This is a genomic window from Methanosarcina horonobensis HB-1 = JCM 15518 (assembly GCF_000970285.1).
Taxonomy (GTDB): Archaea; Halobacteriota; Methanosarcinia; order Methanosarcinales; family Methanosarcinaceae; genus Methanosarcina; species Methanosarcina horonobensis.
Genome location: NZ_CP009516.1, coordinates 1,805,731 through 1,831,776, shown reverse-complemented (window position 1 = coordinate 1,831,776; position 26,046 = coordinate 1,805,731). Strand labels below are relative to the sequence as shown.

Below are 26,046 nucleotides of genomic sequence, written 5' to 3'. Positions count from 1 at the left end.
AAAACGAAATTAATTTTCAGCATCTTAGCATTCCTATACTTCCAGGCTGCCGAGAATTTTAGATGAAACCGCCATTCCCATGCAGGTATCCAGTGTTGTCGAGGACATAAGACCTATTACCTTCCCTCCCTGCACGATAGGAGAGCCGCTGTCCCCCGGCTCCGGCATATCATGACACTGGAAGCCCAGGAAAAGCAGTGAAGCTCCTGAATTAACTACCCTGCAATAATGGATAGTACGGGTGTCATTGATAAGTTTAGCCAGCTCAAGTTCGGCAGGGCTGCCAAATTCCGTGATTTCAACCTCGCTGTCAGGAGGAAGCTCTATAAGGGCTAAATTGTGATCTTTCAAAATTCGCGTAACAAAGAGTCTCATTCCATTAACTGTCAGGCGGTCTCCTTCACCCCGAAAGATATGAGAAACCGTAACCATATAAAGCACTCCTTTGAGCGAGATTACAGCGCCGATAGTACCGCGTTTTCCATTGTGAAAAAAAGAACTGCCTGCCTTTATCATGAGCTTTCATCAACCTGCCGGTTTCGCCCGGACATGGTTTATGGTGTTTCCGGGGTTTACGTTAAATTGGGTTTTAATTATATTTAGCATTATTATATTTACGTTATATTAGCCAGAGATTGATCAGATTCTTTAACCCTTCTCCTTAATCCTGGAATTATCCTGTTAACCCGTTTCCGGTATTCTCTGTATTCGTCACCAAACTGTACCACCAACCTTTTCTCCCAGTGAAGAGACCCCATATAAAAGTATATGGTAGTCAAAATGTATACGATAAGCAGATTGACGGTCATAAAGGGAGTGAGCCAGATCATGATCACCCCCGAGAGCAGGAAGGGATCCCTTACCCACCGGTAAACGCCCTTGATCCTCAGGGAATCTGCTTCGGAAGCCTGCGGGCCGGAGAGCTGGGAGCGTATTTTGAACCTATGTGGGGCGTCCCGAAAAGCCATGAGGGAAAGAGTTCCGGCAATTAACTGTCCCCCGACCATGAGCCAGCGCCATGGTGAAGGTACTTTGTAGAGAATCCGCCCCGGGTTTTTGTAAAGCTGATAGACAAGCGGCAGTATCGTCAGCCCTGCAATAAGGCTGTATGCCGGCAGATAGAGCGTTTCTGCTTTGGGACCAGCTACTCTCATGACCAGGCGTTTGAAGGGCAGGCTCGCAGTCAGGCTGTGAATAACCGCAAATGCAAACAGAGAAAAAACAGCAGTAACTTTGGAAGAAGCCAATTCCAGCAGTCCCCCTTATTTATATAGCTTATATTCCCGCACCAGTATGAAAAGTTTACTTATAATGCCTCAAAAGTATTAGAAGTTCAGGGAATTGCAGGCAATTATGTAGACAATAATTGATGTAGACAATAATTGATGTAGACAATAATTGATGTAGACAATAATTGATGTAGACAATAATTGATGTAGACAATAATTGATGCGGAAGATAATATTTGATAAATTAGAGTTTGTCAAACCTCCATAGGTAAAATTTTGAATTCAAATTTTTTTCCCGCAGTTATAACAATTGCCTTTATGAACACAGATTGTGCCGCCGCATTCGGTGCATGTCCATCTTATTTTTTCATTTCTTAGAAATTCTTCTATCCAAGTTTTTTAATATTTTCAAGGTTTTCAGTCATACTCATATTGTATTTGGTACGGTACCTTTTATCCAGATGTTTTAAATTTTTGCAGGGAAAATTTTCGCATTCAAAACAAAATGTTAATTTATTTTTTGTTAAAATTTCACATGTTTTTATTTTGCATATGACTCGAGAAACAGGTTTGTTAGCATCAGTTCTACAGCCCGGGCATTTATTTCTCTTCCTCAAGTAAGCCATGCAAATGCAACAGTTCATTCCACAGGGAGCAATGAGCAGAGCTTCATTCAATAATACATACACTCCTTCGGAGTTATATTGAAATATAAGAAAGTTAGAAAGTTAGAAGGTGGTAAAATACTCCGTAATGAGATTGTGTGCAACCAAACTATAAAAAAATAGCTTTCCGGCTCGTCAAAAAATACAAAAAATGTATATACTGATGCTATGAGAGTCTATACGGAATTTTTAGACAAAACACCTGAGCAAATATTAATTGAAGCTGAAGAAGATATAAGATCCAAGATCCGGCTAGCTAATGAGGGAAAGAAGAATCTTTGATGAGCTAAGGGAGTTTAGGGAAGATTTAGAAAAATCTGGTATAGCACCACTTACCATAAGAAGCAGAATGACAGGTGTAAGAAGCTTTTTTATTTTTTATAATATTCAGTTACCTATACTGCCTAGATATACAAAAAATCAAGTCCACAATTAAAAAACAGAGATGCCAGCAAAGTTACGATGAAGAAACCGAAATAACAACTTTACACCTGATTAGGAAAAAAGTCGATTACGAATTTTATACTTTCCTGACTCCCGAAGCTTCAAGAGCAATTTGGAAATACATAGAATATAGAAACAGGATATCTGAAAACAAAGACCAATATCGACAAAATCAATTGCTCAAACAAAGAGTAGAATATGACAAAAGAGGGAAAGCAACAGGATATATATTCATCTGTAGGGCAGTACCATCACAATATATCGAAATTCGAAAAACAAATGTTCGAGAAGCAGAAGAATTAAGAAAACTTGATACTCACACAATACAGAAAATATATAGAGAACTAAATGAAAGAGCAAGAATGTCAAGCCCTTATGGTGAAAGAAACTTAGTAAGATCACACAATTTAAGGAAATTCTTCAATTCCACATTGCTTGCTAATGGTTGTGATATTTTCACGACCGATTTTATGATGGGACATAAGATAGACAGTACAAGAGATGCTTATTTTCGTGCTGATCCAAAAGCACTTCGAGAAAAGTATGAAAATTACATCCCATACCTTACGATCCAAAAAGAAATTGATATTTCCGAATCTCCCGAATTCATTAAATTAAAATCAGAAAATGAAGTATTAGCAAGGGAAACAGCAAAGGCAACCGTTGAAAGGGTTGAAATTCAAAATTTAAAAAAACGTATTAAGAAGGGAAAAAGATTCACTTGAAAGGAATTCTATCGAGTGAATCTTTTTTTCGGAAATTAAAAAACATCTCATTCTTTCTTTTTTTATTTAGAGTATATACACTCAGTAGAATTTTCAATTAGAGTTTTTAAGGTTTACTTCTAGATTAATTTTAAATATTTATTCTTTTGAGCAGAAACAAATTCAGTAATGCTTTATTCTTTCCATAATTGGAGTACTGGGTCTTTTATATATTACTTCAGCTTCAGATGGTATGCTATTTAGGCAATATATAATCCGAGTTTCTTTTTCTCCGCCATTTTGTATTTCTACTGGTGTCTGGTATGTCGAACCGAATGAATTCATATCACGGGAGTATTCTACCCCATCTACTACAAGTTTCCAATACCAAGCATTTGTAGACACTGGTTGACTTGCATCGTTTTTGACATATAAAGTCACCATAAAATAAGTATAATCTGGATTGTAAGTACCAGTAAGGTTATCTAGAACTGTTCCTTTCCAATCATAATAACAAACTCCTGTATCAGAAGTTCCTCCTGTGTTAGAAGTTCCTCCTATATCAGGAATTATTTTTCCATTCCATTCATTATAACTAACTTCTGTAGGTCCTGTAGATCCCTCTGTAGGTCCTGTAGATCCCTCTGTAGGTCCCTCTGGCTTGTCAGTCATAGAGGCGTAGATACCTGCAAACGCAACTACGATTACAAAAATAACACAAACCACTAATTTAATCTCTAATTTAGCTGGTTTTTTTTCAACAATTATTTTATATAAGTACGAGGCAATGTATGTTATTGCTAGTCCTAGAAATATAACAATAGTTCCAGATAAAACATCAGACCAAAAACCATTCAAAGGAATCATAACGGCTCACAATTATTTTTTGTTAACTAGTTTAAATAGTTATCGAAAAAGATTGAATAAAGGCTTTTTCAATTCTCGTTTCGCGTAGAAAAGGCACATGAAGTCTACGATAATACAAATTATTGATATTTTTATACAAATCTGAACACAAAACGACATAATATATTTTGTCGGACTCTCCGTATTAGACGCTCTTAATAAATAACGGATTTAAAACAAAAGATTTAAACATCATTAAGAAATTCTGAAATGAATGACATTAGATTTATGGAACTTAATATTTTCAAACAAAAAGGAGTCTCAGGAAAATATTGAATTAGTAAAAGATAGACTTATCAATATAGGTATTCTCTGTATACCTATTATATTAGTTATAATTGGTTCGATATTAAATATAATTGAGAACACCGTCTTTATATTATTATTTTTACTATCTTTTGTTCCGTCTATTCACCTTTTCATACGTTTAGTTCGATATTTTATACAACTTTTGAAATATAAGAGTGATACCGAAGATGACATGCAGAAAGAAATTGAAAAAATAAAAAGTTCACTTATTGAGCCTATCCCAAAAGTAATATTATGTTGAAATTATAAATCTACCTTTATGTCATTCCATGAAATCGATGACGTTCTATGGGAATCAATAGAGCCTTATCTTCCTCCTCAGAAACCACATACAGGAAGACCACGTGCAAATATGAGGAAGTTAATGAATGGTATTTTGTACGTTGTTATGACAGGTTGTACATGGAAAGATGTTCCTCGCCGCTATGGTTCTAAATCAACCGTTCATAGATTCCACCTCTACCTCTGTGAACATGGAATTTATCAGGAAATCTTTAATGAACTTTTAAACAAAGGTTATGATTTGAAGAAAATAGATCTCTCTCATTGTTTTACTGATACGAAAGATATTCCGGCTAAAAAAGGGGGAATATCGGCTACGACGGTCATAAAAAAGTAAAAGGAATAAAATTAAGCGTTTTAGTAGATTTACAGGGTCTACCCCTCTCTATAATTGTTGTTCCCGCAAATGAGAATGATTCAACACTTTATATACCTACACTTAATAATTTCAAAATTAAGAGACCTGTAGGAAGGCCTGTTAACAGGCTTTCAAAAGTAACAGCTGATGGAATGTATGATACAACTAAAATTAGAAAATATAACAGGAAAAGAGGAATAAAGTCCAATATATCAGTAAATAAAAGAAATCGGAAGAAAAAGAAGATAGGAAGACCAATAAAGGTAGATCAGAAAGAATACAAAAAGAAAAGTATAGTAGAAAGGTTCTTTAGCTGGATAGAGTCATGTAAGAAAGTATTTCCAAGATATGAAATAAAAGAGGAATCATATCTAGGAGTTGTAATGGTAGCAGCAATAATTAGATTAAATGAAGTTTTGGGATAGGCTCATTACTATAAGTATTATTTATTTACCCATTATATTGATTATAATGAGTGCAGAATCAGGTATAAACAATGACATTTCTATATTTGTGTTTTTCCTGTCTCTTTCCATGACTTTTTACTATATCACACGTTCTATAACACGTTATGTTCAACTTTCAAAAAATAAGAAGAAGTTAAAAAAACAGTTCCCAATATCTCTTCAAAATATAAAATTTGAAACATCCTTTTTGGAAAGAAAGAAAGATGACATTATAATTTCAACAATATTTTTAATTTTATCTATAGTTATAGCTTATTTATTAAAATAAAATATTCTCAAAAAAAATACATTTAAAAGGTATAGCTTCGGATATTAAGGTTTTAGGGCATTCCATAGAAGAGACTCTTTACAAGCTACTTCTAGAATTAAGGTTATATCGATAAGGAATCACTTCATACACGCCTCTATTAAAGCAGATCCCAATAGTGTAAGTGTGTAATTTTTATCTCGATTTTCTCTAACTACTATTCCTTTACCTGGTAATATTCCTGATTTTCTATCTATGAAATCCCCATCCCACACACATTGGACTCTCTTTAAATTATATAGACTTAACTTAATTTCTGAATCTGGAGCAGGAACATCTTTTATGATTTTATCAATACTTATTGTATACTCATTGAGATTGACTTCAGCTATGTTTGTTTGTTCTTGCGTAACTGTAATCATTACGGTATCATAAATGTATTTTAGTATTTTAGCATCTAAGGATGTTAGGCTCTTAAGAATATCAATAAAAGCATATCTTATTTTCACACCAAAAGCTGGATCTAAACTATTTGCTATTAGTTTACACCAGATAGCTTTTAGCTCATCTTCTTCCTCCAAAGTAGCTTGCTCTAACATTGGTATCAAGAGTCTTTTAGAAATAGATCTCGTGACTTTTATTCCTCTTTGATCGAGGATTTCAATAATTTTGTCTAATTCTCTTGTTTTGTGCTTTAATTGGAGCTGCTGACGAATTGATTTTAGTTCGTCAGTGGTTATTCCAGAAAATTGTGTAAGTGGTTCGTCTAGATACCTTGCAAAATAACTTCCTGCCTTTTCTACCGCTCCTACTAAAGTGGTAACAACTTTTGCAGCTTCTGACCCAGTTTTCGCCCATTCATCAGATTCATACATAGTGACCACAAAGCATTAACCATTAATGCACTTTTCTTTTTGTTATGATATGCCATATATTTCCAGAGATTATTTTTTCCTTCTTTTTCTCTCGTTTAGATGCACAGGATTTATATAGAAAATCTATGCATTTTTTCCTATTTTCCCCCTAAGTCTGACTTTTCTATAAATAGATGCAAAGAAATGAATAATTTTATATGTTTTCTTTGCATATTTATTTTCATGATGAAATACAAATGAACGAACTAAAATATCCAAAATCAATTATCAAAAAGATCCTGAAAATTTACATCTTTACGTGAACAATGTTCGAATTCTTACAGTAGGATATTATACCAAAATCGTCCGGTTGCCTACTTACTGTACACTGTATTGCTAGTTTAACATCATCTTGAGAAGAATTGGATAATGTTAAAGAGCATAAAATTAACAAAGAAAACACTAAGATTAGAACAATTCCATGCTTTTTATTATTTCCAATAGTCAGAGATAATCACATTTTCTATCATCCAGCTTTCATTTTTGAAACTATATTGGACTGAAAAAAAGATACAATCTCACTATTGATTGCATAAAATTGGATTAAACTCAGTAGGTAATAGATTACCAGGCGCCAGAGGTCGAGTTATCCAAGCTCTACATTACCTCTTCCTGAGCTTCCAACCACCATACAGACATGTCAGGCCACCTAATAATCCGAATCCTGGAGTAGAGGTAGTATTACCTAGTTTACCCTTGTTATCAGATTCAGAATTACTATTGCTCGAATTATTGATTTCTCCATTGTTTTCTTCTTCAGTTCTGAACAGAAAATTCAGCTTCGTCTTCTACCCATGAATTAGTTCCTATATTTGTAGTCACTTTTATTGTCTTTGAAGTCTTACTTTGTTAGTTAGTTACAATTTGGTTGTAAATATTGTCATGGAATTGAATATTTGTTCTAAAATTCCAACATGGTATAAAAATTTAACATGAGTATGTCAAAGCGCCAGATTTTAAGTTTGGATATGGTTGGTTGAAAAAAGATACTATGTACAAAGCAGAACAGATGTTTCCTAACACCTGCGGGATTTTACAAAAAAATTACTTTTTGGCTAATTTTCAGGATAAAAAGAGGTAAGGAAGCTGCTTTTAACAAAATGTGAGGCTCTGGGAGAGCTGAAGATTATATCATACGTACCTTGCTTTTAAGTGGTGTTACTTTATACCAGAACTATTTACCAAATAAGTTCTCTTTTCCCGAGACAAACAAGTTTTGATCAATTTTTTTTGCTTTTTTATATATAATTGTCTGTATTTTTTACTTAAAATAGTCTTCAATAAACGGGTTTTGAGATTATTTTACAGGATAATTTAATCAATAAAGGGCGAGATAAAAATATATTTAATGTGAATATTAGATGCCTGCTTTAAAGCAAGACTGAGGAAATTATGACTCATTTTAATCTTCCGGATAGGGATGAAATAAAGATCCAGATGAAAAAACGGATAGCTGAACTGGAAGAAATCAATCAAGACTTGCGTGCCGATAATATGGTACCGAACCGAAATATTACCAGGTCCAAAAGGGCTGAGGAGGCATCTAGCCGGAATGAGCAGTGCGTCAGGCTGAAGTTAGAAAATGACCTTTCACCTTCTCAAAAAATAGACCTTCTGGATCTGGCTGAGATTATTGATGTCCAAACTATCCAGCCCTTAATGGATGATTTTTATAAACTTACTCATATTCCCATAGGCTTAAACGATCTCAAAGGGAGTGTTCTGGCAGGTGTAGGGTGGCAGGATATCTGCACCAGATTCCACAGAGTTCATCCCGAAACCTGCAAGCACTGCGTAGAAAGCAACATAAACCTATCCTCGGGAATTACCCCTGGAGAGTTTAAAATGTATAAATGTAAGAACAACATGTGGGACGTAGTAACTCCCATCATGGTGGGTGACTAGCATGTCGGCTATATCTTCGGAGGGCAGTTCTTTTTTGAGGATGAGCCTGTTGACTATAAGCTTTTCCGATCCCAGGCCAGAAAATACGGCTTCGATGAAAAGGAATATATGGCAGCGCTTGAAAAAGTTCCACGGTTGAGTAGGAAGGCTGTGAACACAGGCATGTCATTTCTCATGACGTTTGCTAACGTGATTTCGCAGCTAAGTTACAGCAATATCAAGCTATCTAAATCGCTGGCTGAACGCGATACACTAGTAGATGCGCTGCTTGAGAGTGAGAAACGTGAGCGAGCTCGTTCGGATGAACTGGCAGCAGTATTGGATTCCGTTCCTGTTTCCGTATGTATAGCGCACGATCCTCAGGTTCGTCAGCTAACTGGTAACCGCCTCTCCTATAAATGGCTAGGGGTTCCTGTGGGTACAAACTTTTCCAAGTCAGCTCCTGAAGGAGAGCGGCCAGAGATGTTTAAGTTATTCAAGGACGGAAGGGAAATCCCGCCTGAAAAAATGCCGTCGCAGATGGCGGCTGCAGGTATAGAGATAAAGGACTGCGAGCTAGATATTGTATCTGCTGACGGCGGTATACGGCATGTATTAGGCAACGCCAGACCCTTACGTGACGAGCAGGGAAATCTACGAGGATCAGTATCTGCATTCATAGATATTACAGAACGTAAGAAAGCTGAGGAGAAAATTAAGAGATTAGCGAATGTTGTAGAATCATCGAACGATATAATTACAACTGAGTCTCTTGATGGTATTATTACCAGCTGGAATAAGGGGGCGGAGCAGGCTTATGGTTATTTGGCTGGAGAAGTCCTGGGAAAATATACATCAATACTTGAACCGGATATTATTAAAGGAGAAATAAAGCAGTTAGTTGAAAAGATTAAACAGGGAGAAAGAATTCAACACTATGAGACTTTGCGATTAAAAAAGGATGGTACAATCATAAATATTTCATTAACTTATTCTCCGGTTTTTGACATATATGGAGAACTTGTGGCTATTTCTATTATTGCTAGAGATATTACGGAAAAGAAGATAGCAGAAAAACTTTTGCAAGAAAAACGAATTGCAGAAGTTGCAAACCGTGCCAAGAGTGAATTCCTTGCAAATATGAGCCACGAACTGAGAACCCCACTTAACTCAATAATAGGATTTTCTGATATGTTGTATGAGCAGGCATATGGAAAACTTACGGAAAGACAATTAAGAGCTACAGAAAATATTTCTCGAAGCGGAAAGCATCTCCTTAATTTGATCAATGATCTTTTGGATCTTTCTAAAATCGAAGCCGGAAAACTCGAGCTTGATTATAAAGACTTTGAACTTGCTGCTAAGCTTAAGATGATACAAAATCTGCTGTCTCCAATTGCAGATCGAAAAAATATTAAAATTGAAGTAGATGTCGAGAGAGAACTTAAAAGGATCCGTGCGGACGAATCCAGGTTTGCTCAGATCATGTATAACCTTGTGGATAACGCTATTAAGTTCTCCTATGAAAATGGTCTTGTAAAGATAAGGGCAAGAAAAAAGGGAGATATGGTGGAAATAACAGTTGAAGATACAGGGATAGGTATTAAACTCGAAGATCAGAATAAACTCTTCAAACCATTTAGCCAGGTAGACAATTTTTTCTCCAAAAAATTCCAGGGAACAGGACTAGGACTTTCATTGGTTAAGCAGATTGTCTATTTGCATGGTGGGTATGTCTGGTTCAGAAGTAATTCCGATAAGGGAAGTACCTTTGCGTTCGTAATTCCAATAAGCGGAACTTACATTAGGCAGTAAGTACCTCTTAATAGATTCGATTTTTAGATTGAATCATTTTTGTAAATAAGTTGAAAATCAATATCAATGGATTAAATTTATTAAATTTATTATGTTATCAGTTATTCTTCGCCGTCAGCAAAAAATATAATTTGCGAAGATATTTGCTGTTTTTAACATATATCCCTAAGGCATATACCTAAACCGTGCATATATGTATAGAAGCTACGTATAAAAGCGAATTTTTTTTAAAGACTATTAATATTAAGAAGAAGTTATTCTTAAAATTATATATGATTTGATAACGGACATCGTCCTATGACAACGATCACGACAGAGGACGGCACACAGATCTATTACAAGGACTGGGGCAGTGGACAGCCGGTGGTCTTCAGCCATGGCTGGCCGTTGAGCGCGGATGCTTTTGAAGACCAGATGTTCTTTCTAGCTTCCCGGGGATATCGATGCATAGCCCATGACCGCCGGGGTCACGGGCGCTCGAGCCAGCCCTGGAATGGCAATGACATGGACACCTACGCGGACGACCTCGCGACGCTTGTCGAAGCGCTTGACCTGAAAAACGTGATTCACGTTGGTCACTCCACAGGCGGCGGTGAAGTTGCTCGCTACATTGGCCGTCACGGCACGAAACGTGTAGCTAAGACCGTACTGATCGGTGCGATCCCACCACTGATGTTGAAAACAGAGACAAACCCGGCAGGCACACCGATCGAGGAGTTTGACAAGTTGCGTGAGGCTGTCCAAGCCGACCGTTCGCAGTTCTGGAAGGATCTCAGCCTACCCTTCTATGGTTATAACAGGCCGGGCGCCAAAATCTCGGAAGGCGTGCGTGAATCATTCTGGCTCCAAGGAATGATGGCTGGATTTCCGGCCGCATACTTTTGCATCAAGGCTTTCTCCGAAACAGACCTAACGGAGAACCTTAAAAAATTCGATGTTCCGACGCTGATCCTGCATGGTGACGACGATCAGATTGTGCCGATTGGTGCCTCGGCCCTACTCTCGTCCAAGCTTATTAAGGACTCCACGCTGAAGATTTATAAGGGCGCGCCGCATGGCATGTGCACGACACTCAAAGACCGGGTCAATGAGGATTTGCTCGCGTTTTTTCAAGGCGTAAGGCCGAATAATAAAGGTGGAGAGGAGAACAACATAACTTGAAGGCAATTGAGGGTGCACGGACACCTTTTCTGAACTAGAAAGTGAGATCAATAGGGGCCCCGGCAGGAGGGTTGAATTACTTTAAGTTGCACTTTCCTTATATAAAGTTTGCAGAGAAAAAATCTACTGACAGAGTGATTTCTGACAACAGATGCAATTAAGCAAAAATACTCAAAGACAAAATATTAACCAGCTACTAATGCACGACCAAAATCTAAGCCATGCATTGAATTTGCACCAGGTTCTGGTTTAAGGAGAATTAGAGTTTGGATAAACAATATGACATTACAATCATCGGTGCCGGTCCTGCTGGCAGTATGAGTGCATATAACCTTGCTAATCACTTTAAGGTGCTTATTGTAGAAGCACAGGATTTACCACGCAATAAATCCTGTTCTGGAATCCTGATAAAAAAGTCGGTAGATGTACTTGAGAAATATTTTGATAATATTCCTGATGATGTCAAATGCACTCCCTACGAGACTAATGGAATTAATATTATTGATGAATATATGGTGCCACAAGACTTTCCAGATAAAGGTTTAAACATTTTAAGAGATAAATTTGATTATTGGCTAGTACAACATGCAATTAAGGCAGGAGCAGATCTTATAGATCATTCAAGGGTTGTAAAATTGGATGAGAATGAAAATGGAGTTACATTAACAATAAAAGCCGATAGTGTCTACAAAATTAACTCTAAAATTGTAATTGCATGTGATGGAGCCAGCGGAACTTCAAGGATAATGACAAATACACCAAAGCAAAATAAGTTGGTTACATATCAAAAATACTACAATGCAAGGGCTTCTATTGATAGATCAAAGTTTTATGCTTATATTTCAAAGGATTTCTCAGAATATGATTCATGGATAAACACCAAAAATAACCACATTGTTGTAGGTACGATAGCAAAAACATTAGCCAAATCAAAATATTTTCACAACCAATTTATTTCCTTTCTAAAAAAAGAAATTAATTTTGAAATAATCAAAGAAATCAAAGATGAAGCCTGGTATATACCATTAGTTATACCTGATTTTCCTATAGTTTTAAGAAATAGAAGAGTTTTTTTTGCAGGTGAAGTTGCGGGACTTTTAAATCCATTCGGTGAAGGTATTTCAATAGCATTGACAAGTGGACTTTGCTTATCAAATGCGTGTATAAAACAAAAGTCGTTAGAGTTAACCGATTGTGCAGAAATCGAACTGAATTATAATAGTAATCTGTCAAATGAGATAAAGTACATGAAAAGACAGTGGAAATTTATTGAATGTTTTTATCCTTATTTTTGGAATAATGTAACGCAAAATTTTGATGGCGAAGCATGACAACCAAATATAAATGTGGTGTGTAAAAGTTTGTTCGTACTCCCACACAGTAAAAATATCGAGCCTATTTGAAAGACAGCCTCTTAGATTCACCTGTAAATACGCCCACAAAATAAACGTAAATCGCTTTTGTCACTTCCCTTGTTCTTCAATCCAAGGCTGCAATATCAAAGTCGCTGATGCTGTCGGTAATGCTTTCTCCTGCTGTGGTAGAGTATATGATATAACCTCTGAGTAACGAAGAGGTTATATATCTTAATTAGTTTTGATCGTTTGCGTTTTTGAGGGATAAATGAGGAATTTGCCTACCAATATAAGAACATGAGAAAGTTAATGGATAACCATTAAAAGCATTGTTTGACTGTGAGATTGATTATAAAGACACCTGATTCAATGCTTATGCTGTAGAGTGCCCTGTGAAGAAAAATAAAAGGAAGCTGATTTTAACCGATGTAGAATTTCTATGTAATTGTTAGAGACTAGAAGAATTTGGCAGTGACTACCTCTTTATTTGCAGAGGGATTTGCCAGGAAACTTTGATTAAGGAAACTTTGATTAAGGAAACTTTGATTAAGGAAACTTTGATTAAGGAAACTTTGATTAAGGAAACTTTGATTATCTTCTATAAAATAAGTTTTCTCAGGGCTTTAGAACATTACCTGTAATAACCTTGTATGCTTCAAAGGTTATGTTAAAAATCCGGCTCTTATGCACTAACCTGATTCGAGTGTTTATGAGAAAAAATTTGGCTTAAGATTGGCTAGTGAATTAATAGTTGATAAAGTCGTCTATTGGCTTTTTAAAGAATTTTTGGTGTGGGGTTGTTCGTAAAAGTAAATGCAAAAGAGGCAAAAATTGTCTTCTATACTTCCTTCTTTATGCAATACGCTTTTCGCCTAAATAAAAAAGCTTCTATTTGAACTATTTAGGTCTTTTTATCTGTAATAGATAAAATATTACTTTTCCCAAATAACTTCTTCACTTCAATTCTTAAAAACTATATATTGCCGATATCATAAATATCATTAGATAAATATTTATCAATTAATAGGTATTAGGGATTTGCCCAGAGTCACACTTATGTCAATTCTAGCAGACAACGGGATAAGATAAAAATTACTGGGAGATAAAAATTACTGGGAAATATCAATGCCCTGTTTTAAAGCCATGTTGAGGAATTATGACTGCTTCTGACCTTCCGAATAAGGATGAAACGGATCTCCAGATGCAAAGAAGAATAGCTGAGTTGGAAAAGGCCAATAAAGATTTGCGTGCTGAGATTCTTGAATGCAAGAAGGCTGATGAGACGCTTAGCCGTGATCGAAACTTGCTTGAAAGCGTAATGCAGACCACCGACTTTATGCTGGCCTTTTTTGATCCCCAATTCAACTTTGTGTGGGTCAACCCCGCCTATGCCGAATCGTGCCATATGAAACCGGAAGAACTGGTTGGCAAGAATCATTTTGTATTATATCCCCACGAGGAAAATGAGGCTATTTTCCGGAAAGTCAGGGATACCGGCAAAGGCGTATTCTTCAAAGACAAGCCGTTTGTTTATCCTGATCAGCCTGAACGTGGAGTCACCTATTGGGATTGGAGCCTAGTGCCAGTTAAGAATTCAGACGGAAATGTGACTGGCCTGGTCTTATCATTACGTGAGACGACAAAGTATAAACAGGCTGAAGAAACGCTTAATGAAATTAAAGAACGGCTACAGTTTATCGTAGATAATTCTCCTGATAGTATTTTCCTGCAAGACTCAGGCCTACGCTATGTATGGGTACCCAAACCAATAGAAGGTTTAAGCATAGATCAGTATCTTGGGCATACCGATATCGAATTAGGTGATATAGGAGAAATACCTGAATCTGGACGAGAACTGCACGCTATCAAGCAGCAAATTCTTGAGTCGGGTATCGGGCGCACTCTGGAAATGACACTTAATGGGTCTGCTGGATCTCAACATTTCATAAGTACTTATGAGCCTTGGAGTAATAAAGAAGGCAAAATAATCGGGTTGGCAGGCTATGTAAGAGATATTACCGAGCGAAAGAAAGCTGAAAATACATTACACGAAGCTCATGAGGAGCTTCAGATTAAATCTGAGAAATTACAGGCGGTTAATGAAGAATTACAACTACAGTCTGAAGAGTTGCAAGCTCAAACTGAAGAACTCAAAGAGGCTTATGAAGCAATGAGTGAAAGTGAAAAGCGGTGTCGTCTTCTCTTTGACCACAGCCTGGATGCGATTATTCTGACTGATCCTAGAGGTAATGGAAAAATTCTGTCAGCTAATCCAGCTGCCTGTCGACTGCTTGGATGGTCGGAAAAAGAACTGATAGGTAAGGGGCGCGATGCGATGTTTGACCCCGAAGATCCTGCGCTATCCTCCTTGTTAGACAAACGTACACGCTCTGGATCAGCAAAAGTACAGCTCACTTACAGACGTAAGGATGGAACTAGATTCATTGGAGAGTTAAATACTGCCCTTTTCACAGATATAAATGGAGAGCCTCGAGCAGTCGCTATTATCAGGGATATCACAGAACGTAAACACATGGAAGAGGCACTTCGGGAGAGCGAGGAGAGCTTCCGAACTCTATTTAATTCGATGTCTGAAGGGTTCGCCGTACAAGAGGTCGTTTACGACGGTGAACAATTACCAGTGGACTTGAAGTTTATAGACGTAAACCCGGCATTTGAATGGCTTATAGGGTTGGAGCGGGCAGATGTGATAGGCAAGCTGAGAAACGATTTGTTTGCTGTCGCCGACCCATACTGGCTTGAAAAATATAATAGTGTAGTGCTCACCGGTGAACCGGCCCACTTTGAGAATTATTCAAAAGCACTCAACAGATACTTCGAGGTCTACGCCTTTCCAATAAAACCTCCACGCTTCGGAGTCATATTTATGGACATCACCGAGCGAAAACGCGCCGAGGAGGCACTGAAAGAAGCATATTCTTCCTTAGAAATAAAAGTTAAAGAACGCACAGCAGAACTTGAAGAAGCTTACAACTTGTTGAAAGAGAGTGAGGAACGCTTCCGCATTTCTGTAAAGAATACAAAATTCGTGTTGTCCCAATTCAATTCCAATTTGAGATACACGTGGATATATAACCCTCATCCAGACTTTGATGCTTCTTTACTAATTGGTAAACGCGGTGATGAGCTGGAGAACTCTGATGAAATGCGACGGTTTACAGCCCTCAAGAGGCAGGTGTTGAAAAGTGGCAAAGGCATCCATGAGGAGATCTCGTTCAGCCGCAGCGATGGTGTACACACGTATGATACTATCATCGAACCACTTTATAACGACACTGGCAATGTTATTGGAGGCACTGTATCGGCCTTGGACATCACCGATCGCAAAAAAGCAGAAGAAGCCCTTGCAAAAATTGAAATTGCCCGTAAACAGGAAGTCCACCACAGAATCAAAAATAATCTACAGGTAATCTCTTCCCTTCTTGATCTTCAAGCTGAAAAGTTCAAAAGTAGAAAAGATATCAAGAATCATGAAGTTTTGGAAGCTTTTAGGGAAAGTCAGGATAGAGTAATGTCTATTGCCTTGATTCATGAGGAACTGCACGAAGGTAGAGGAATAGATAAATTGAACTTTTCGCTATACCTGCAGAGACTTGCTGACAGTCTTTTCCATACTTGCAGGCTTGAGAATACCAATGTCAGTTTAAACTTGGATCTTGAAGAGAGCATTTTCTTTGACATGGATACAGCAGTCCCATTAGGAATGATTGTTAATGAGATTGTCAGTAATTCCTTCAAGTATGCATTTTCAGGCAGAGATGGAGGAGAAATCCAAATAATACTCCACAGAAAAGAAGATATAAAAGATGGAAATACAGAGTACGTTCTGACTATTTCAGACAATGGAGTTGGCATTCCTGAAAACATTGATTTTGAAAATACAGAAACTCTTGGTCTGCAGCTTGTGAATATTTTAGTAGATCAGTTAGACGGTGAAATCGAACTTAAAAGGGATAAAGGTACTGAATTTACAATAAGCTTCAGCGTAGAAGAAAAAGAGAATCTGTAAAAATATTAGTTGAGATAGGATAGGCCACATATACCCACATAGCCAGAAGTTAATATCCTGGTCCTGTACCACCATATCCTGTTCCGGTGCCTGTACTCATCTCACCTGACCCAGTTCCGATTAACATGGATATTCGATCGCATTTTGCTATAATTTTTTGGCATTTTCTGTGGACGTCTTTCATGATCCAAACATCTACTCCAAACGTTGGAACCTTCTCGATTTCAGAAGCTAGAGACGTTATGTCTGCTAATTCCTTTTGTATCTCACCGGCTGTTTGAGAATTAACCATATAAGAGACCTTCTATCATTTGGTTGATGTTTAATTGTAGAATACCCTTTAATGTCATTTCTGAGTTTTTTTCCGTGCTTCTGTGAGACCAGGTTAGATCTGGATTTGGTTCACGGAAACGCAGCCATTCGTTACACTGGAAACTAATCATGAAAAATTTAACTAAATAATAAGGAACAATTACAATATATTGTGTAATGTAAGTTTCACAGGAGCAGGAACCATATACTATTGTACGTGTCACAACTTACTCATGGCAAAGCCATGAGTTTACTATTGAAAATTTCCTTAGTCTTGTAGGGAGGTAACTTCCGACTCCCTATTGTTATACGAATGTTTATGTGTATATAACTTATGTTCATATTTTATATGTGATAATATACTTCAGATTAATATCAAAGTGGGAGAAATCATGGGTAGTATCCGAGAGTTAGTGAGAAATCAGAAGCATAAGAATTTCTATATATTTTTCTCAAATAAGGAAAATATGCTTGTTTTTTCGGAATAATAGATACAGGAATCGTAGAATATCGAAGAAATGATCAGACTTAGAGAAAAATATTTAAAACTACACTATGTTTATCCAAATGAGATGTTGTGAATGCAAATCTACATCAATGGAGAGTATTACGAAAAGGAAGATGCTAAGGTATCTGTGTTTGATCACGGCTTTCTTTATGGAGATGGAGTTTTCGAAGGAATTAGGATTTATTCCGGGAAAATATTCAAGCTAAAAGAACACCTGGACAGACTTTATAAAAGTGCAAAGGCCCTGATGCTCGAAATTCCATTAACTCCAGATGAATTAAAAAAGGATGTTGAGGATGCTGTGAAGCGTAACCAGAAAGAGAATGGCTATATTCGACTGGTGATTTCACGGGGTGAAGGGGATCTTGGAGTAAACCCGTTCCTCTGCAAAAAGGCTTCAGTAATTATCATTGTAGGGGATATTCAGCTTTATCCCGAAAAGTATTACACAGAAGGAATCTCGGTTATCACATCCAGTCTCAGGCGGATAAGCCCAGATTGCTTTGATGTTCGGATCAAATCTCTCAATTATTTGAACAATGCCCTTGCGAAGATCGAGGCGGCACAAGTAGGATGCATGGAAGCGATAATGCTGACTCGAGAAGGCTATGTAGCGGAGTGCACTGCAGACAACATCTTTACAGTGTCGAATGGGGTTCTTTATACACCCTGCCTGACAGACTGTGCCCTTGAAGGAATAACCCGTAATTTTGTGATGGAAATTGCCGAAAACGCCGGAATGACTGTCCGAGAAATCCATTTAACGCAGTATGATCTTTACAACGCAGACGAATGTTTCCTGACTGGAACAGGAGCGGAGTTAATTCCGGTCACAAAAATCGACGGTCGTGTAATCGGCAGTGGTAGGTCTGGTAAATGGACGCAAAAACTAGCAGAACTCTTCCATGAGGCAGTATACATGTAATAAAGAAAGATGGACCCAAAAATATTCGATATTTATATAAACAGTTAAAAAAGTGAAGGTATGACAAATCAAGGTGTGCTGGATAATAGCGTAAGTAGCTATCAGTAAAGTTAGAGGGCTACAGACCGGCCTCCTAGTCTATGCACAGCGTTCTCAGCTATCGGTAAAGCCATCAAAACGGAACCACTTTAATAGGCCAGAATTTAGATTGGGGTGAAAATACCCCGGTACACCTTCTTTGGATAAAGCGGGCTGATGGGATAGAACAACTTTGTTTGTCCTCAGGAGGTACCATCGAGTTCGGTTTCAACTCTGCAGGTATTGGTATCTGCACCAATATGGCCTGGCCACCTCTCAAAATACTCCTCATAAGCTTAACATTCCTATAGGATGCTATCTGTCCAAAGCTTGTTATTAAAATGGAGAAACTTGATACTAAGAAATTGGAATATAATCATCTCAAACTGTAATAAAATAGTTTCTGCTTCTTTGACAGTTATCTCAGCCTCCCTATTATCATCTTTCAGGGCATCTAATCAGCTATTCTGTTTCTGACTCTTTTTTCTCATGTGTTCAATACTTAGTTTTTCACATAATATATATAAATACTAAGATATTAAGAGGAAGAGGCCTGCTTTATGTTCTTCGGTAAAAGCCTGGCTTCTTTCTCTAAATTTGAATATGGTGGGGCACAGTCTATGAAAATAGCTATTAAGAGTCTGGATATAAGAAGAGCATCATTTTTTCTGAGCCTCGCTGGTTTGGTATTATTGACAGCTGCAGGAATGGCTGAAGGAACGGCTGAAGGAACGGCTGAAGGAACGGCTGAAGGAACGGTAAAAGGCGTCTGTGAGGAAAAAGTTCAGGATGTAGTTCCTGAAAATGGCACAACTATATTGTTACAGGTACCTGATGTGCGCCAGTGTACCAACTATTCGTGCGGAGCTGCATGCTTTCAGGCTGTAATGAGTTACTGGGGCGGTGAAGATCAGGGAGAGGGCCAGCTTATTGAGCTTCTCAACACTACCCTTGGGGAGACTCCCCACAAGGGCACTTACCCCGATAATATGGTGAAGGGAGCAGAGAAAATGGGGTTCAGAGCCGAGGTTAGGGAGAACCTGACACTGGATGATTTGAAAAAATCCATCGAGGAGGGTGTTCCGGTAATAGTTGAGGGTCAGGCCTGGAAGGAGGAGAACCAAACCTGGGAAATGAATGAGAACGGACACTACATGGTAGTCATAGGCGTGGACAGCAAAAATGTATACCTTGAAGACCCCTGGATACTTGGCAGCAGAGGGTATGTTCCACATGACGAGTTCATAGAGCGCTGGCACGATTTCAATTATAAGTCTCCTACAGAAGACAAAAAGAGAAAAGTTACTCATATGGGAATCTTTATCTATGGAGACAAGCCTGCAGAAAATCCCGAATTCATACATGTGGGCTAAATTCAGGCGCCAGTGTGCTGAACACTTCTGAGCCGGGAGAAATTTAAAACCCGAGGAGGGACGACTTTTTCCCGGCTCATCGGCTCCAATTAAAGCCATATCTGTATTTAATATCGTTGGGATTAAGAGAGATATTCAGGATGACAGGCAGATAAAGGGTGCTGTATGGGCTTCAATGATACAAACAAAATAATGGCTTTTCTAAGGAGCCGTGTACCTGGCTGAAACAAGATTCTTTATCCTGATGTAGATGTCGCATCTAGTCGTTTTAAACTATCTCATAGAAGTTCAATAAATTCATGTTTAATCAGGGATAGATATCAGAAAAAATTATGAAAAAATGAATTTTAATTCGGGAAGTAGGATTTCAGTTAATTATGATTAACTAATTATAAAATAGGAAGAAAATAATTCCATGGAGATTATAAAACTGATTTTAATTTATTTGGCATATCTACTCATTCAATGCGTAAATTCGAATACCGGGGGGAAAGTAATGAGGAAAGTAATGGTTTCTCTACTAGCGATATACATAGCTTTGTCTGCTGTACCCGTACAGGCACAAACTACCACGACTGAGAATTCGAATAATATGTATATGGTCGCGACTGAAGATATAGATAAAACAGTCATGTGTAACGTGACCGGAAACGCATTTGTAGTCGGTACATCGGGCAATATGACTGAAAACATGACTGATAACCGGACTAAAAATAGAATTAGAAACCTTATCGAAACCCAAACTGCAAACGCTACCGGAAAAACGGAAAATGTGACCAAACTCATGACATGTAACGTAACCGGAGAGTTAACTATAATCGAAGACGTGGTCAACAGAACTGAAAGCATGGTAATGATAGGGAAAATAGATGATATGCCTGGAAAAGTGGTTATAGTCGGAAAAACGGACAAAGCTGAGATAGACGGAAAAGTTGTCAATATGACGGGAATGGAAGGAAAAATAGACTACATGACTGTGCTCATGAAGGGAAATATGACCGGAAACATAACGTGCAATATGACAGAAAATATGGCTAACATGACAGAGAACACGAGCAACATGACTGTGCTCATGAAGGGAAATATGACCGGAAACATAACGTGCAATATGACAGAAAATATGGCTAACATGACAGAGAACACGAGCAACATGACTGTGCTCATGAAGGGAAATATGACTGGGATCATAACAGGTAATATGACTAAAAAAATGATTAAAATCAAGAACATTGGTAATACGGCTGGAACGGCTGAAGACATGATCAATGTGACAACAATGGTCGGAAACATGAGTACAATGGCCGAACCAATGAAATGCAACGTGATTGGAAACATGATTTTAATCAAAAACACGGATAATATGACTGAGATGCCTGAAATTCCGGATAATATTACAGATATATCTGAAGACATAGAAGAAATAAAAAAACTGGATCAAAAAATGGATAATATGACAGAGATATCTGAGAATATAGACAAAGTAAAAGAAATGGCTGAAAATATGAACAATGTACCCGGACTGGAATGGAAAAATAATAACTCAACTGTATATATAATTACGGTAGTCAATGTAGTTACCAATGTAATTAATAATACTCAAATAGGACTAAATTAATGAGGTATTTTAGTATTTTCCTTTTTCCTTTTTCTCATGCAAAGTGATAAAATTTTAACCGCATTGGAATATATTTTTGATATTTAGGGGCAACAAAACAATTACTTTTGGCTTCTTGCTGTTATTTTTGCTTCTTCTGTTGATACTATACAAGCTTCAATGATACAAACAAAAGAAGGATCTGGCGTGGGCCCCGTTGCTTGCGGGCTGTCCGACAATTACCTTAAGTAATAAAAGAATTCCTTCTTTTTTGATTTAAAGGGTCTTATTTGCTTTCTTTTTAGCACTTCTTTATTACTGCCAATAATTGTAGGACAGCCTCCTTGTAGCGAGGTGTACCAGCGTAATTTTGATTTAAGAGTAAGATTATAGTTTCCATTGTACCATAACATCATTACAAAACTGTAAAAATTATAAATTTTGCGTAAGGATGTTACTTTATTTTTACCACTAGATTACATTATTTTTACTACTATATTTTGGAACTGAGTCAATGATTGGAGATGGAAATAAATGGAACAGTTTTTAATAACCCCAGCTGCAGGGAAAAGATTAATAGCAAAAGCTCTGGTGAAGCATCCAGCAGTAAATGAATCTCTTGCATCTGGAACCACTGTTATAATTGCTGGAACTACAAACGGTTACGTGGCTGAAGAAATATTGTCTTTTATAGGTCAAGCAGAAAATTTTTCAAGAAAAAGATTTTTCAGGGGTGTTGTCCTTCCTCCTGGCAGTCCTGTGACCAGTTCCGGGCGTATTAAAGATGAAACTGGTTTTCCAGGAGATATAGTAATTAAGGATGGTATCTGGAAGCAGGGAGAAACTATTTTTAACGTTGTGGATGATTTGAAGGAAGGAGACGTGATTTTAAAGGGTGTTAATGCGTTGAACCTTCCAAAAGGACAGGCAGGCATTTACATTGGAGATCTGCATGGCGGAACTACTGTTGCATCGATTCAGGCAGTTGTAGGCCGACGTGTCAGACTGATACTTCCTGCAGGACTTGAAAAACGTGTTTACGATGATTTAAATGATTTAGCACGGAAATTAAATGCTCCAGGCTCGCATGGGCCCCGTTTACTACCTGTAGCTGGTGAAATTGTCACTGAAATCGAAGCAATTTCACTTCTTACTGGTGCAAGTGCACAACTTGTTGCAGGTGGTGGAGTAAGTGGAGCTGAGGGCGCTATCTGGCTTGTAGTGGATGGAAACGATGAACAGATTGAATCTACAAAGAGATTGTTGAACTCTATTAATAGAGAGCCTAATTTTGAGTTTTAACTTGAAACAATTCATCGGTTATCGTTAAGGGGCAACACCAGCGTTGTTTAAACCAGACGCAAAGAACTCATGGAATTGAGGCTTTAATAATTCGATATGCCAAAAAAGTAAAGCTAAAAATCAATGATAGATATAAATGAATTGAATTTCTAACTAGAAATTATGGCATTTGCAGTTATAGAGATCTCAACGCTAGTTCTGGCAATTATAATAGCTGTTGTATTATATGTAATACTTAAGAACGGTACTCAACTTGCCATGAATGCTGTACTTGGAATTCTAGTCCTAGCTGCAGCAAAGTTTTTATTTGGGCTTGAAATCGCAATAACATTATTGACTGTCTTGATTTGCGCAATTGGAGGCATCTTCGGAGCACTTTTAATTATCATATTGAACTATCTTGGAATAGCTTTTGTATAAAGACAAAATTCTAAGCTATTTGTTTCTCAGTTCAATTACTTTTGGATGTGAAATTGCCTGTAAAGGTGCCTGTGAGTCAAGGCTGGCGTCATATATAGCTATAAAGTCTGTATTATTTTCGGCTAAAGAGCAAGTAAGCTGTTTTTAATTGAGTGTAGAGGCTCTATATAAGTCGTAGCAGGCAAGAAGGTCTTTACCTACCGAAGGACTGCTGCAATATTCACCGTAATATTTATCTTGCCCAAAGTTATTTATTAAAACAGTCTAATGAAAGATAGGGACTAACAGTGCAAAGAATACAATCAAAAGAATATTTCGATGCAGTACAAGCCTATTATGTCAACCATAAGGACCCTGCCAGTGTATATTCGTTCTTATTGAATACCCTATGGGCAGATAAGTATAAATTATCTGAGAAGATGTATTACCAGCGTGTCAATCTGCTTGAAATGACGGAAAATTGTGTTATGTTCTACACCGGTACAGAGTGTACTCTCGTGTTATGTTCAAACATAGAAAAATAGACTCTAATTGAACTTACTTCTTTTTTGTGGCTAAGTAAAGACATTATATAGTCCGATTATAGTCCGATTCTTTTCACGCACATATGCCTGGAAGCCACTTACAATGTCCAGGAATATCGCTCGTAGCAGATGTACCAAATATATCCCTTTCTAATAGTTCGACAGATTTTCCCCAATGTTCCAGATCTGGGATATCGAGAGGTTTCTGAGATAATTGTGGAAGTGTGATGCAGCACATTATCCCTAAAATGCATCTTGAAGCTAATCTAAAAAGTCAATGATATCGTTTTTTTAAGATAGCTTTAAGCTAAATAATAAAAATTTTAAACTAAGTCATTTGATTTTCAATTTACAAAAAACCAAGCATAATGACCAAAATTGGGATATTTTTTGTGGTAATTACTACAGAGACTACAGAAACCGTATAAGAACAGACGTTATAAAAATTAAAAGTTATAAGTCAACTTTTAACCAAGTCAACTTTTAACTTCCTCAAATTTATTTAATAACAAGAGTCTTATGAACCCACAACTTTCCATTATAACCACTGCATTTGATAGTCAGACAACTAATATAATAACCAGTTTTTGCATACTTGTGTACCGGATTTTTTAGTTGTGGAGTAATTTTTGTTCCCTCGAGATAGGTTCCATCTCCAAAGTCCCATCTGATATATGTCTCTGTACCTTTAGATAGATCCTTGAATTGTACTATTCTCGGATCAGTACTCGAAGCGGCTACAGCCGTATAATCAATGGAATTACCCCCGCCGGATAGGCGTTCTGTTGCTGGAGGAGTTCCTGCACCAAGGGGAGTTTTGTATATAGTAACTGATGCAGAGGCTGCTGTAGACAATAAAGTCAACATCATTAATATGGTGAAAACAGACAGTGTTATTTTCCATATAAACTTTCCATTACTTTTCATGTTATTTTCTCCTGTTTTTTCCATATTTTGATCCGGGAACACCCATAATCAAAAATTACAGAATAAATTTACTCAAAAACTACAGGATAAATTACTATATAAACATACTTATTTTCAGAAGATTAAATAAAAATCCGAATTTGAGTTTAAAGCTTGATAAAGCTTTATTTTTTTGATTAAAACATGATAACATTATAAATTCATATAATACTGTTCTCAGTGTTACAACCTAAAAAATAAGGAGTATGGGAATATAATACTGGATCTTAAGAAATTTCTATATTATTACGGGAAGTGCGGAGGGTCACGAATACCCGGTCATTTAAGTCGGGGCAGAAGTGAACTTTCGCTTCTTTTTTCATTTAAATCTCTAAACTATAGCTTCTTTGTAAAGTATGGTTTTGTTACTGTTGACGCAACCAAGCATTACATTAAGGAGGCACGGGTAATACCAAAAACAGACGTTCAACATATAAATTAAAGAAATCTAAGCATAGGAGAATTAACAAATTATAAGTACCAGACTAACCGAGCGGGCGACCTGAAGAATACCACATTCTTTAGGGTGAGTGGCCGCCCACAATTTGATTTTGCATATAACTCGAGTTATAGGTCTGGATGCTCATGTAGGGTTTTTGCATGAAATGACACCAAGCAAGAACAGCTTAGCCTATGACCTTCAGGAGCCTTTCAGGTTCCTTGTGGATCTGGCAGTTATCAGCTTGGTTGAAAATGGAGCTATGGAAAGTAAGGATTTCATAAGAACAGAAAATTACAATTTGAGACTGAAACCTACAGGAGCAAGGAAAATTGTTAATGAGTTTTCCAATATGCTGAATAAAAAAGTAAGTTACCAGGGAAAGGAAAGCACTTGGAGTTATGTTATCTTCCTTAAGGTTAGAGAATTAGCCCATTATCTCACAAGCAAAAAGGAAAAACTGGATTTTGTTAAGCCTGAATATGAGATAGAGAGAATTGATTCTTATGCCATAAGACAAAAGATCCTCAACATTTCTTATGTTGACTGGAAGAAATTAGGGTTTTCTAAAGGTACTTTGCATTATATGAAGCAGAACGCCAAGTCAGATAAACCGTTTACTCTTAATGCACATGTTCTGGAAAGAGTAAATAAGTGGGAGGCATTGGTTTCAGGTCAAAAGTAAAAATGTGTATGTTTTTACTGTAAAATGTAAAAAATGTAAAATTTACAGTAAAATAGTAAAACGGCTTAAGGAGAGGCTATAAAAGAGTTGTAAATCTAATTAATTTTACATCCCTTAGTAAAATTCAGTAAAATGGTTCAAAATTGGAGA

At 37.2% G+C, this 26,046-nt stretch carries 22 protein-coding genes and 1 pseudogene; 16 read left to right on the top strand and 7 right to left on the bottom strand.

The genetic code is table 11. The features are described from left to right. Positions 1-33 precede the first annotated feature (33 nt). The 3 genes from MSHOH_RS08100 to MSHOH_RS08090 form a co-directional block, all read right to left on the bottom strand. A complete protein-coding gene (locus MSHOH_RS08100; RefSeq protein WP_048138784.1) occupies positions 34-516 on the bottom strand; it encodes a serine protease family protein in 483 nt (160 codons plus the stop codon). A gap of 98 nt (positions 517-614) precedes the next feature. Then, entirely contained in the window at positions 615-1,247 is a 633-nt protein-coding gene (locus tag MSHOH_RS08095; protein ID WP_048138782.1) for a methyltransferase family protein, read from the bottom strand. 368 nt (positions 1,248-1,615) lie between these two features. Further along, a complete protein-coding gene (locus MSHOH_RS08090; protein WP_239451270.1) occupies positions 1,616-1,906 on the bottom strand; it encodes a DUF3795 domain-containing protein in 291 nt (96 codons plus the stop codon). 247 nt (positions 1,907-2,153) lie between these two features. Here MSHOH_RS08090 and MSHOH_RS24280 point away from each other — a divergent pair, with 247 nt between their 5' ends. Both MSHOH_RS24280 and MSHOH_RS08085 read left to right on the top strand, forming a co-directional pair. After that, a complete protein-coding gene (locus MSHOH_RS24280; protein ID WP_162197618.1) occupies positions 2,154-2,330 on the top strand; it encodes a hypothetical protein in 177 nt (58 codons plus the stop codon). Positions 2,331-2,514: 184 nt separating this feature from the next. Beyond that, on the top strand, positions 2,515-3,063 hold the full coding sequence (locus tag MSHOH_RS08085; protein ID WP_048138777.1) for a tyrosine-type recombinase/integrase: 549 nt from the start codon (positions 2,515-2,517) through the stop codon (positions 3,061-3,063). A gap of 162 nt (positions 3,064-3,225) precedes the next feature. On the opposite strand, the gene MSHOH_RS08080 is transcribed toward MSHOH_RS08085, so the two are convergent. Beyond that, positions 3,226-3,909, bottom strand: a complete 684-nt coding sequence (locus MSHOH_RS08080) for a hypothetical protein (protein WP_048138775.1) — start codon at positions 3,907-3,909, stop codon at positions 3,226-3,228. Positions 3,910-4,516: 607 nt separating this feature from the next. Between MSHOH_RS08080 and MSHOH_RS08070 the strand changes: the two genes are divergently transcribed. Genes MSHOH_RS08070 through MSHOH_RS24275 form a run of 3 tightly spaced genes read left to right on the top strand, consistent with a single transcriptional unit; the run spans position 4,517 to position 5,632 of the window. Next, on the top strand, positions 4,517-4,876 hold the full coding sequence (locus MSHOH_RS08070) for a transposase (RefSeq protein ID WP_048138771.1): 360 nt from the start codon (positions 4,517-4,519) through the stop codon (positions 4,874-4,876). Then, positions 4,849-5,322 carry a transposase gene (locus tag MSHOH_RS08065; protein ID WP_082089272.1) on the top strand — a complete coding sequence of 158 codons (474 nt, stop codon included), beginning with the start codon at positions 4,849-4,851 and terminating at the stop codon, positions 5,320-5,322. Before MSHOH_RS08070 ends, MSHOH_RS08065 begins: the two co-directional genes overlap by 28 nt. Before the next feature lie 46 nt (positions 5,323-5,368). Further along, positions 5,369-5,632: a hypothetical protein gene (locus tag MSHOH_RS24275; RefSeq protein ID WP_162197617.1), complete on the top strand. Its 264-nt coding sequence runs from the start codon at positions 5,369-5,371 to the stop codon at positions 5,630-5,632. Positions 5,633-5,751: 119 nt separating this feature from the next. Here the strand turns inward: MSHOH_RS24275 and MSHOH_RS22075 are convergent, their stop codons facing one another. Beyond that, positions 5,752-6,486, bottom strand: a complete 735-nt coding sequence (locus MSHOH_RS22075; RefSeq protein WP_052730769.1) for an Abi-alpha family protein — start codon at positions 6,484-6,486, stop codon at positions 5,752-5,754. A gap of 1,431 nt (positions 6,487-7,917) precedes the next feature. On the opposite strand from MSHOH_RS22075, the pseudogene MSHOH_RS25840 reads away from it, so the two are divergent. The 5 genes and pseudogenes from MSHOH_RS25840 to MSHOH_RS22060 form a co-directional block, all read left to right on the top strand. Further along, positions 7,918-8,628, top strand: a pseudogene (locus MSHOH_RS25840) (PocR ligand-binding domain-containing protein); the annotation flags it as partial. Beyond that, positions 8,605-10,224: a PAS domain-containing sensor histidine kinase gene (locus MSHOH_RS24615; RefSeq protein ID WP_338037939.1), complete on the top strand. Its 1,620-nt coding sequence runs from the start codon at positions 8,605-8,607 to the stop codon at positions 10,222-10,224. The pseudogene MSHOH_RS25840 and the gene MSHOH_RS24615, both read left to right, overlap by 24 nt. 297 nt (positions 10,225-10,521) lie before the next feature. Beyond that, positions 10,522-11,385, top strand: a complete 864-nt coding sequence (locus MSHOH_RS08045; RefSeq protein ID WP_048138765.1) for an alpha/beta fold hydrolase — start codon at positions 10,522-10,524, stop codon at positions 11,383-11,385. A 266-nt stretch (positions 11,386-11,651) separates the two neighbouring features. Then, positions 11,652-12,716 carry an FAD-dependent monooxygenase gene (locus tag MSHOH_RS08040; protein ID WP_052730767.1) on the top strand — a complete coding sequence of 355 codons (1,065 nt, stop codon included), beginning with the start codon at positions 11,652-11,654 and terminating at the stop codon, positions 12,714-12,716. 1,180 nt (positions 12,717-13,896) lie between these two features. Continuing rightward, a complete protein-coding gene (locus MSHOH_RS22060) occupies positions 13,897-16,770 on the top strand; it encodes a PAS domain S-box protein (RefSeq protein WP_052730766.1) in 2,874 nt (957 codons plus the stop codon). 49 nt (positions 16,771-16,819) lie between these two features. Here the strand turns inward: MSHOH_RS22060 and MSHOH_RS08030 are convergent, their stop codons facing one another. Next, complete coding sequence (locus tag MSHOH_RS08030) at positions 16,820-17,062, bottom strand: hypothetical protein (protein WP_048138763.1); 243 nt, start codon at positions 17,060-17,062, stop codon at positions 16,820-16,822. Positions 17,063-17,663: 601 nt separating this feature from the next. Here MSHOH_RS08030 and ilvE point away from each other — a divergent pair. The 5 genes from ilvE to MSHOH_RS08005 all read left to right on the top strand — a co-directional run bounded on the left by ilvE (position 17,664) and on the right by MSHOH_RS08005 (position 23,282). Next, positions 17,664-18,515: a branched-chain-amino-acid transaminase gene (gene ilvE / locus MSHOH_RS08025; protein WP_048138761.1), complete on the top strand. Its 852-nt coding sequence runs from the start codon at positions 17,664-17,666 to the stop codon at positions 18,513-18,515. Positions 18,516-19,213: 698 nt separating this feature from the next. Then, complete coding sequence (locus tag MSHOH_RS08020; RefSeq protein ID WP_048143283.1) at positions 19,214-19,966, top strand: C39 family peptidase; 753 nt, start codon at positions 19,214-19,216, stop codon at positions 19,964-19,966. 496 nt (positions 19,967-20,462) lie between these two features. Then, positions 20,463-21,581 (top strand): hypothetical protein, encoded by a 1,119-nt coding sequence (locus MSHOH_RS08015; RefSeq protein ID WP_158024092.1) that lies wholly within the window; start codon positions 20,463-20,465, stop codon positions 21,579-21,581. Between the two features lie 513 nt (positions 21,582-22,094). Continuing rightward, positions 22,095-22,862, top strand: a complete 768-nt coding sequence (locus tag MSHOH_RS08010) for a hypothetical protein (protein WP_048138757.1) — start codon at positions 22,095-22,097, stop codon at positions 22,860-22,862. A gap of 162 nt (positions 22,863-23,024) precedes the next feature. Beyond that, on the top strand, positions 23,025-23,282 hold the full coding sequence (locus MSHOH_RS08005) for a pro-sigmaK processing inhibitor BofA family protein (protein ID WP_048138755.1): 258 nt from the start codon (positions 23,025-23,027) through the stop codon (positions 23,280-23,282). Between the two features lie 1,022 nt (positions 23,283-24,304). On the opposite strand, the gene MSHOH_RS08000 is transcribed toward MSHOH_RS08005, so the two are convergent. Beyond that, positions 24,305-24,757: a PKD domain-containing protein gene (locus MSHOH_RS08000; RefSeq protein ID WP_239451269.1), complete on the bottom strand. Its 453-nt coding sequence runs from the start codon at positions 24,755-24,757 to the stop codon at positions 24,305-24,307. Between the two features lie 545 nt (positions 24,758-25,302). On the opposite strand from MSHOH_RS08000, the gene cas1 reads away from it, so the two are divergent. Continuing rightward, complete coding sequence (gene cas1, locus MSHOH_RS07995) at positions 25,303-25,896, top strand: CRISPR-associated endonuclease Cas1 (RefSeq protein WP_158024091.1); 594 nt, start codon at positions 25,303-25,305, stop codon at positions 25,894-25,896. Positions 25,897-26,046: the final 150 nt, after the last annotated feature.

Coding starts and splice junctions, on each gene's coding strand:
- MSHOH_RS08100 (WP_048138784.1), bottom strand. CDS start 516: ATGATAAAGGCAGGCAGTTCTTTTTTTCACAATGGAAAACGCGGTACT.
- MSHOH_RS24280 (WP_162197618.1), top strand. CDS start 2,154: ATGAGGGAAAGAAGAATCTTTGATGAGCTAAGGGAGTTTAGGGAAGAT.
- MSHOH_RS08080 (WP_048138775.1), bottom strand. CDS start 3,909: ATGATTCCTTTGAATGGTTTTTGGTCTGATGTTTTATCTGGAACTATT.
- MSHOH_RS08070 (WP_048138771.1), top strand. CDS start 4,517: ATGTCATTCCATGAAATCGATGACGTTCTATGGGAATCAATAGAGCCT.
- MSHOH_RS24275 (WP_162197617.1), top strand. CDS start 5,369: ATGAGTGCAGAATCAGGTATAAACAATGACATTTCTATATTTGTGTTT.
- MSHOH_RS22075 (WP_052730769.1), bottom strand. CDS start 6,486: ATGTATGAATCTGATGAATGGGCGAAAACTGGGTCAGAAGCTGCAAAA.
- MSHOH_RS24615 (WP_338037939.1), top strand. CDS start 8,605: ATGACGTTTGCTAACGTGATTTCGCAGCTAAGTTACAGCAATATCAAG.
- MSHOH_RS08045 (WP_048138765.1), top strand. CDS start 10,522: ATGACAACGATCACGACAGAGGACGGCACACAGATCTATTACAAGGAC.
- MSHOH_RS22060 (WP_052730766.1), top strand. CDS start 13,897: ATGACTGCTTCTGACCTTCCGAATAAGGATGAAACGGATCTCCAGATG.
- MSHOH_RS08030 (WP_048138763.1), bottom strand. CDS start 17,062: ATGGTTAATTCTCAAACAGCCGGTGAGATACAAAAGGAATTAGCAGAC.
- ilvE (WP_048138761.1), top strand. CDS start 17,664: ATGCAAATCTACATCAATGGAGAGTATTACGAAAAGGAAGATGCTAAG.
- MSHOH_RS08020 (WP_048143283.1), top strand. CDS start 19,214: ATGAAAATAGCTATTAAGAGTCTGGATATAAGAAGAGCATCATTTTTT.
- MSHOH_RS08015 (WP_158024092.1), top strand. CDS start 20,463: ATGAGGAAAGTAATGGTTTCTCTACTAGCGATATACATAGCTTTGTCT.
- MSHOH_RS08010 (WP_048138757.1), top strand. CDS start 22,095: ATGGAACAGTTTTTAATAACCCCAGCTGCAGGGAAAAGATTAATAGCA.
- MSHOH_RS08005 (WP_048138755.1), top strand. CDS start 23,025: ATGGCATTTGCAGTTATAGAGATCTCAACGCTAGTTCTGGCAATTATA.
- MSHOH_RS08000 (WP_239451269.1), bottom strand. CDS start 24,757: ATGGAAAAAACAGGAGAAAATAACATGAAAAGTAATGGAAAGTTTATA.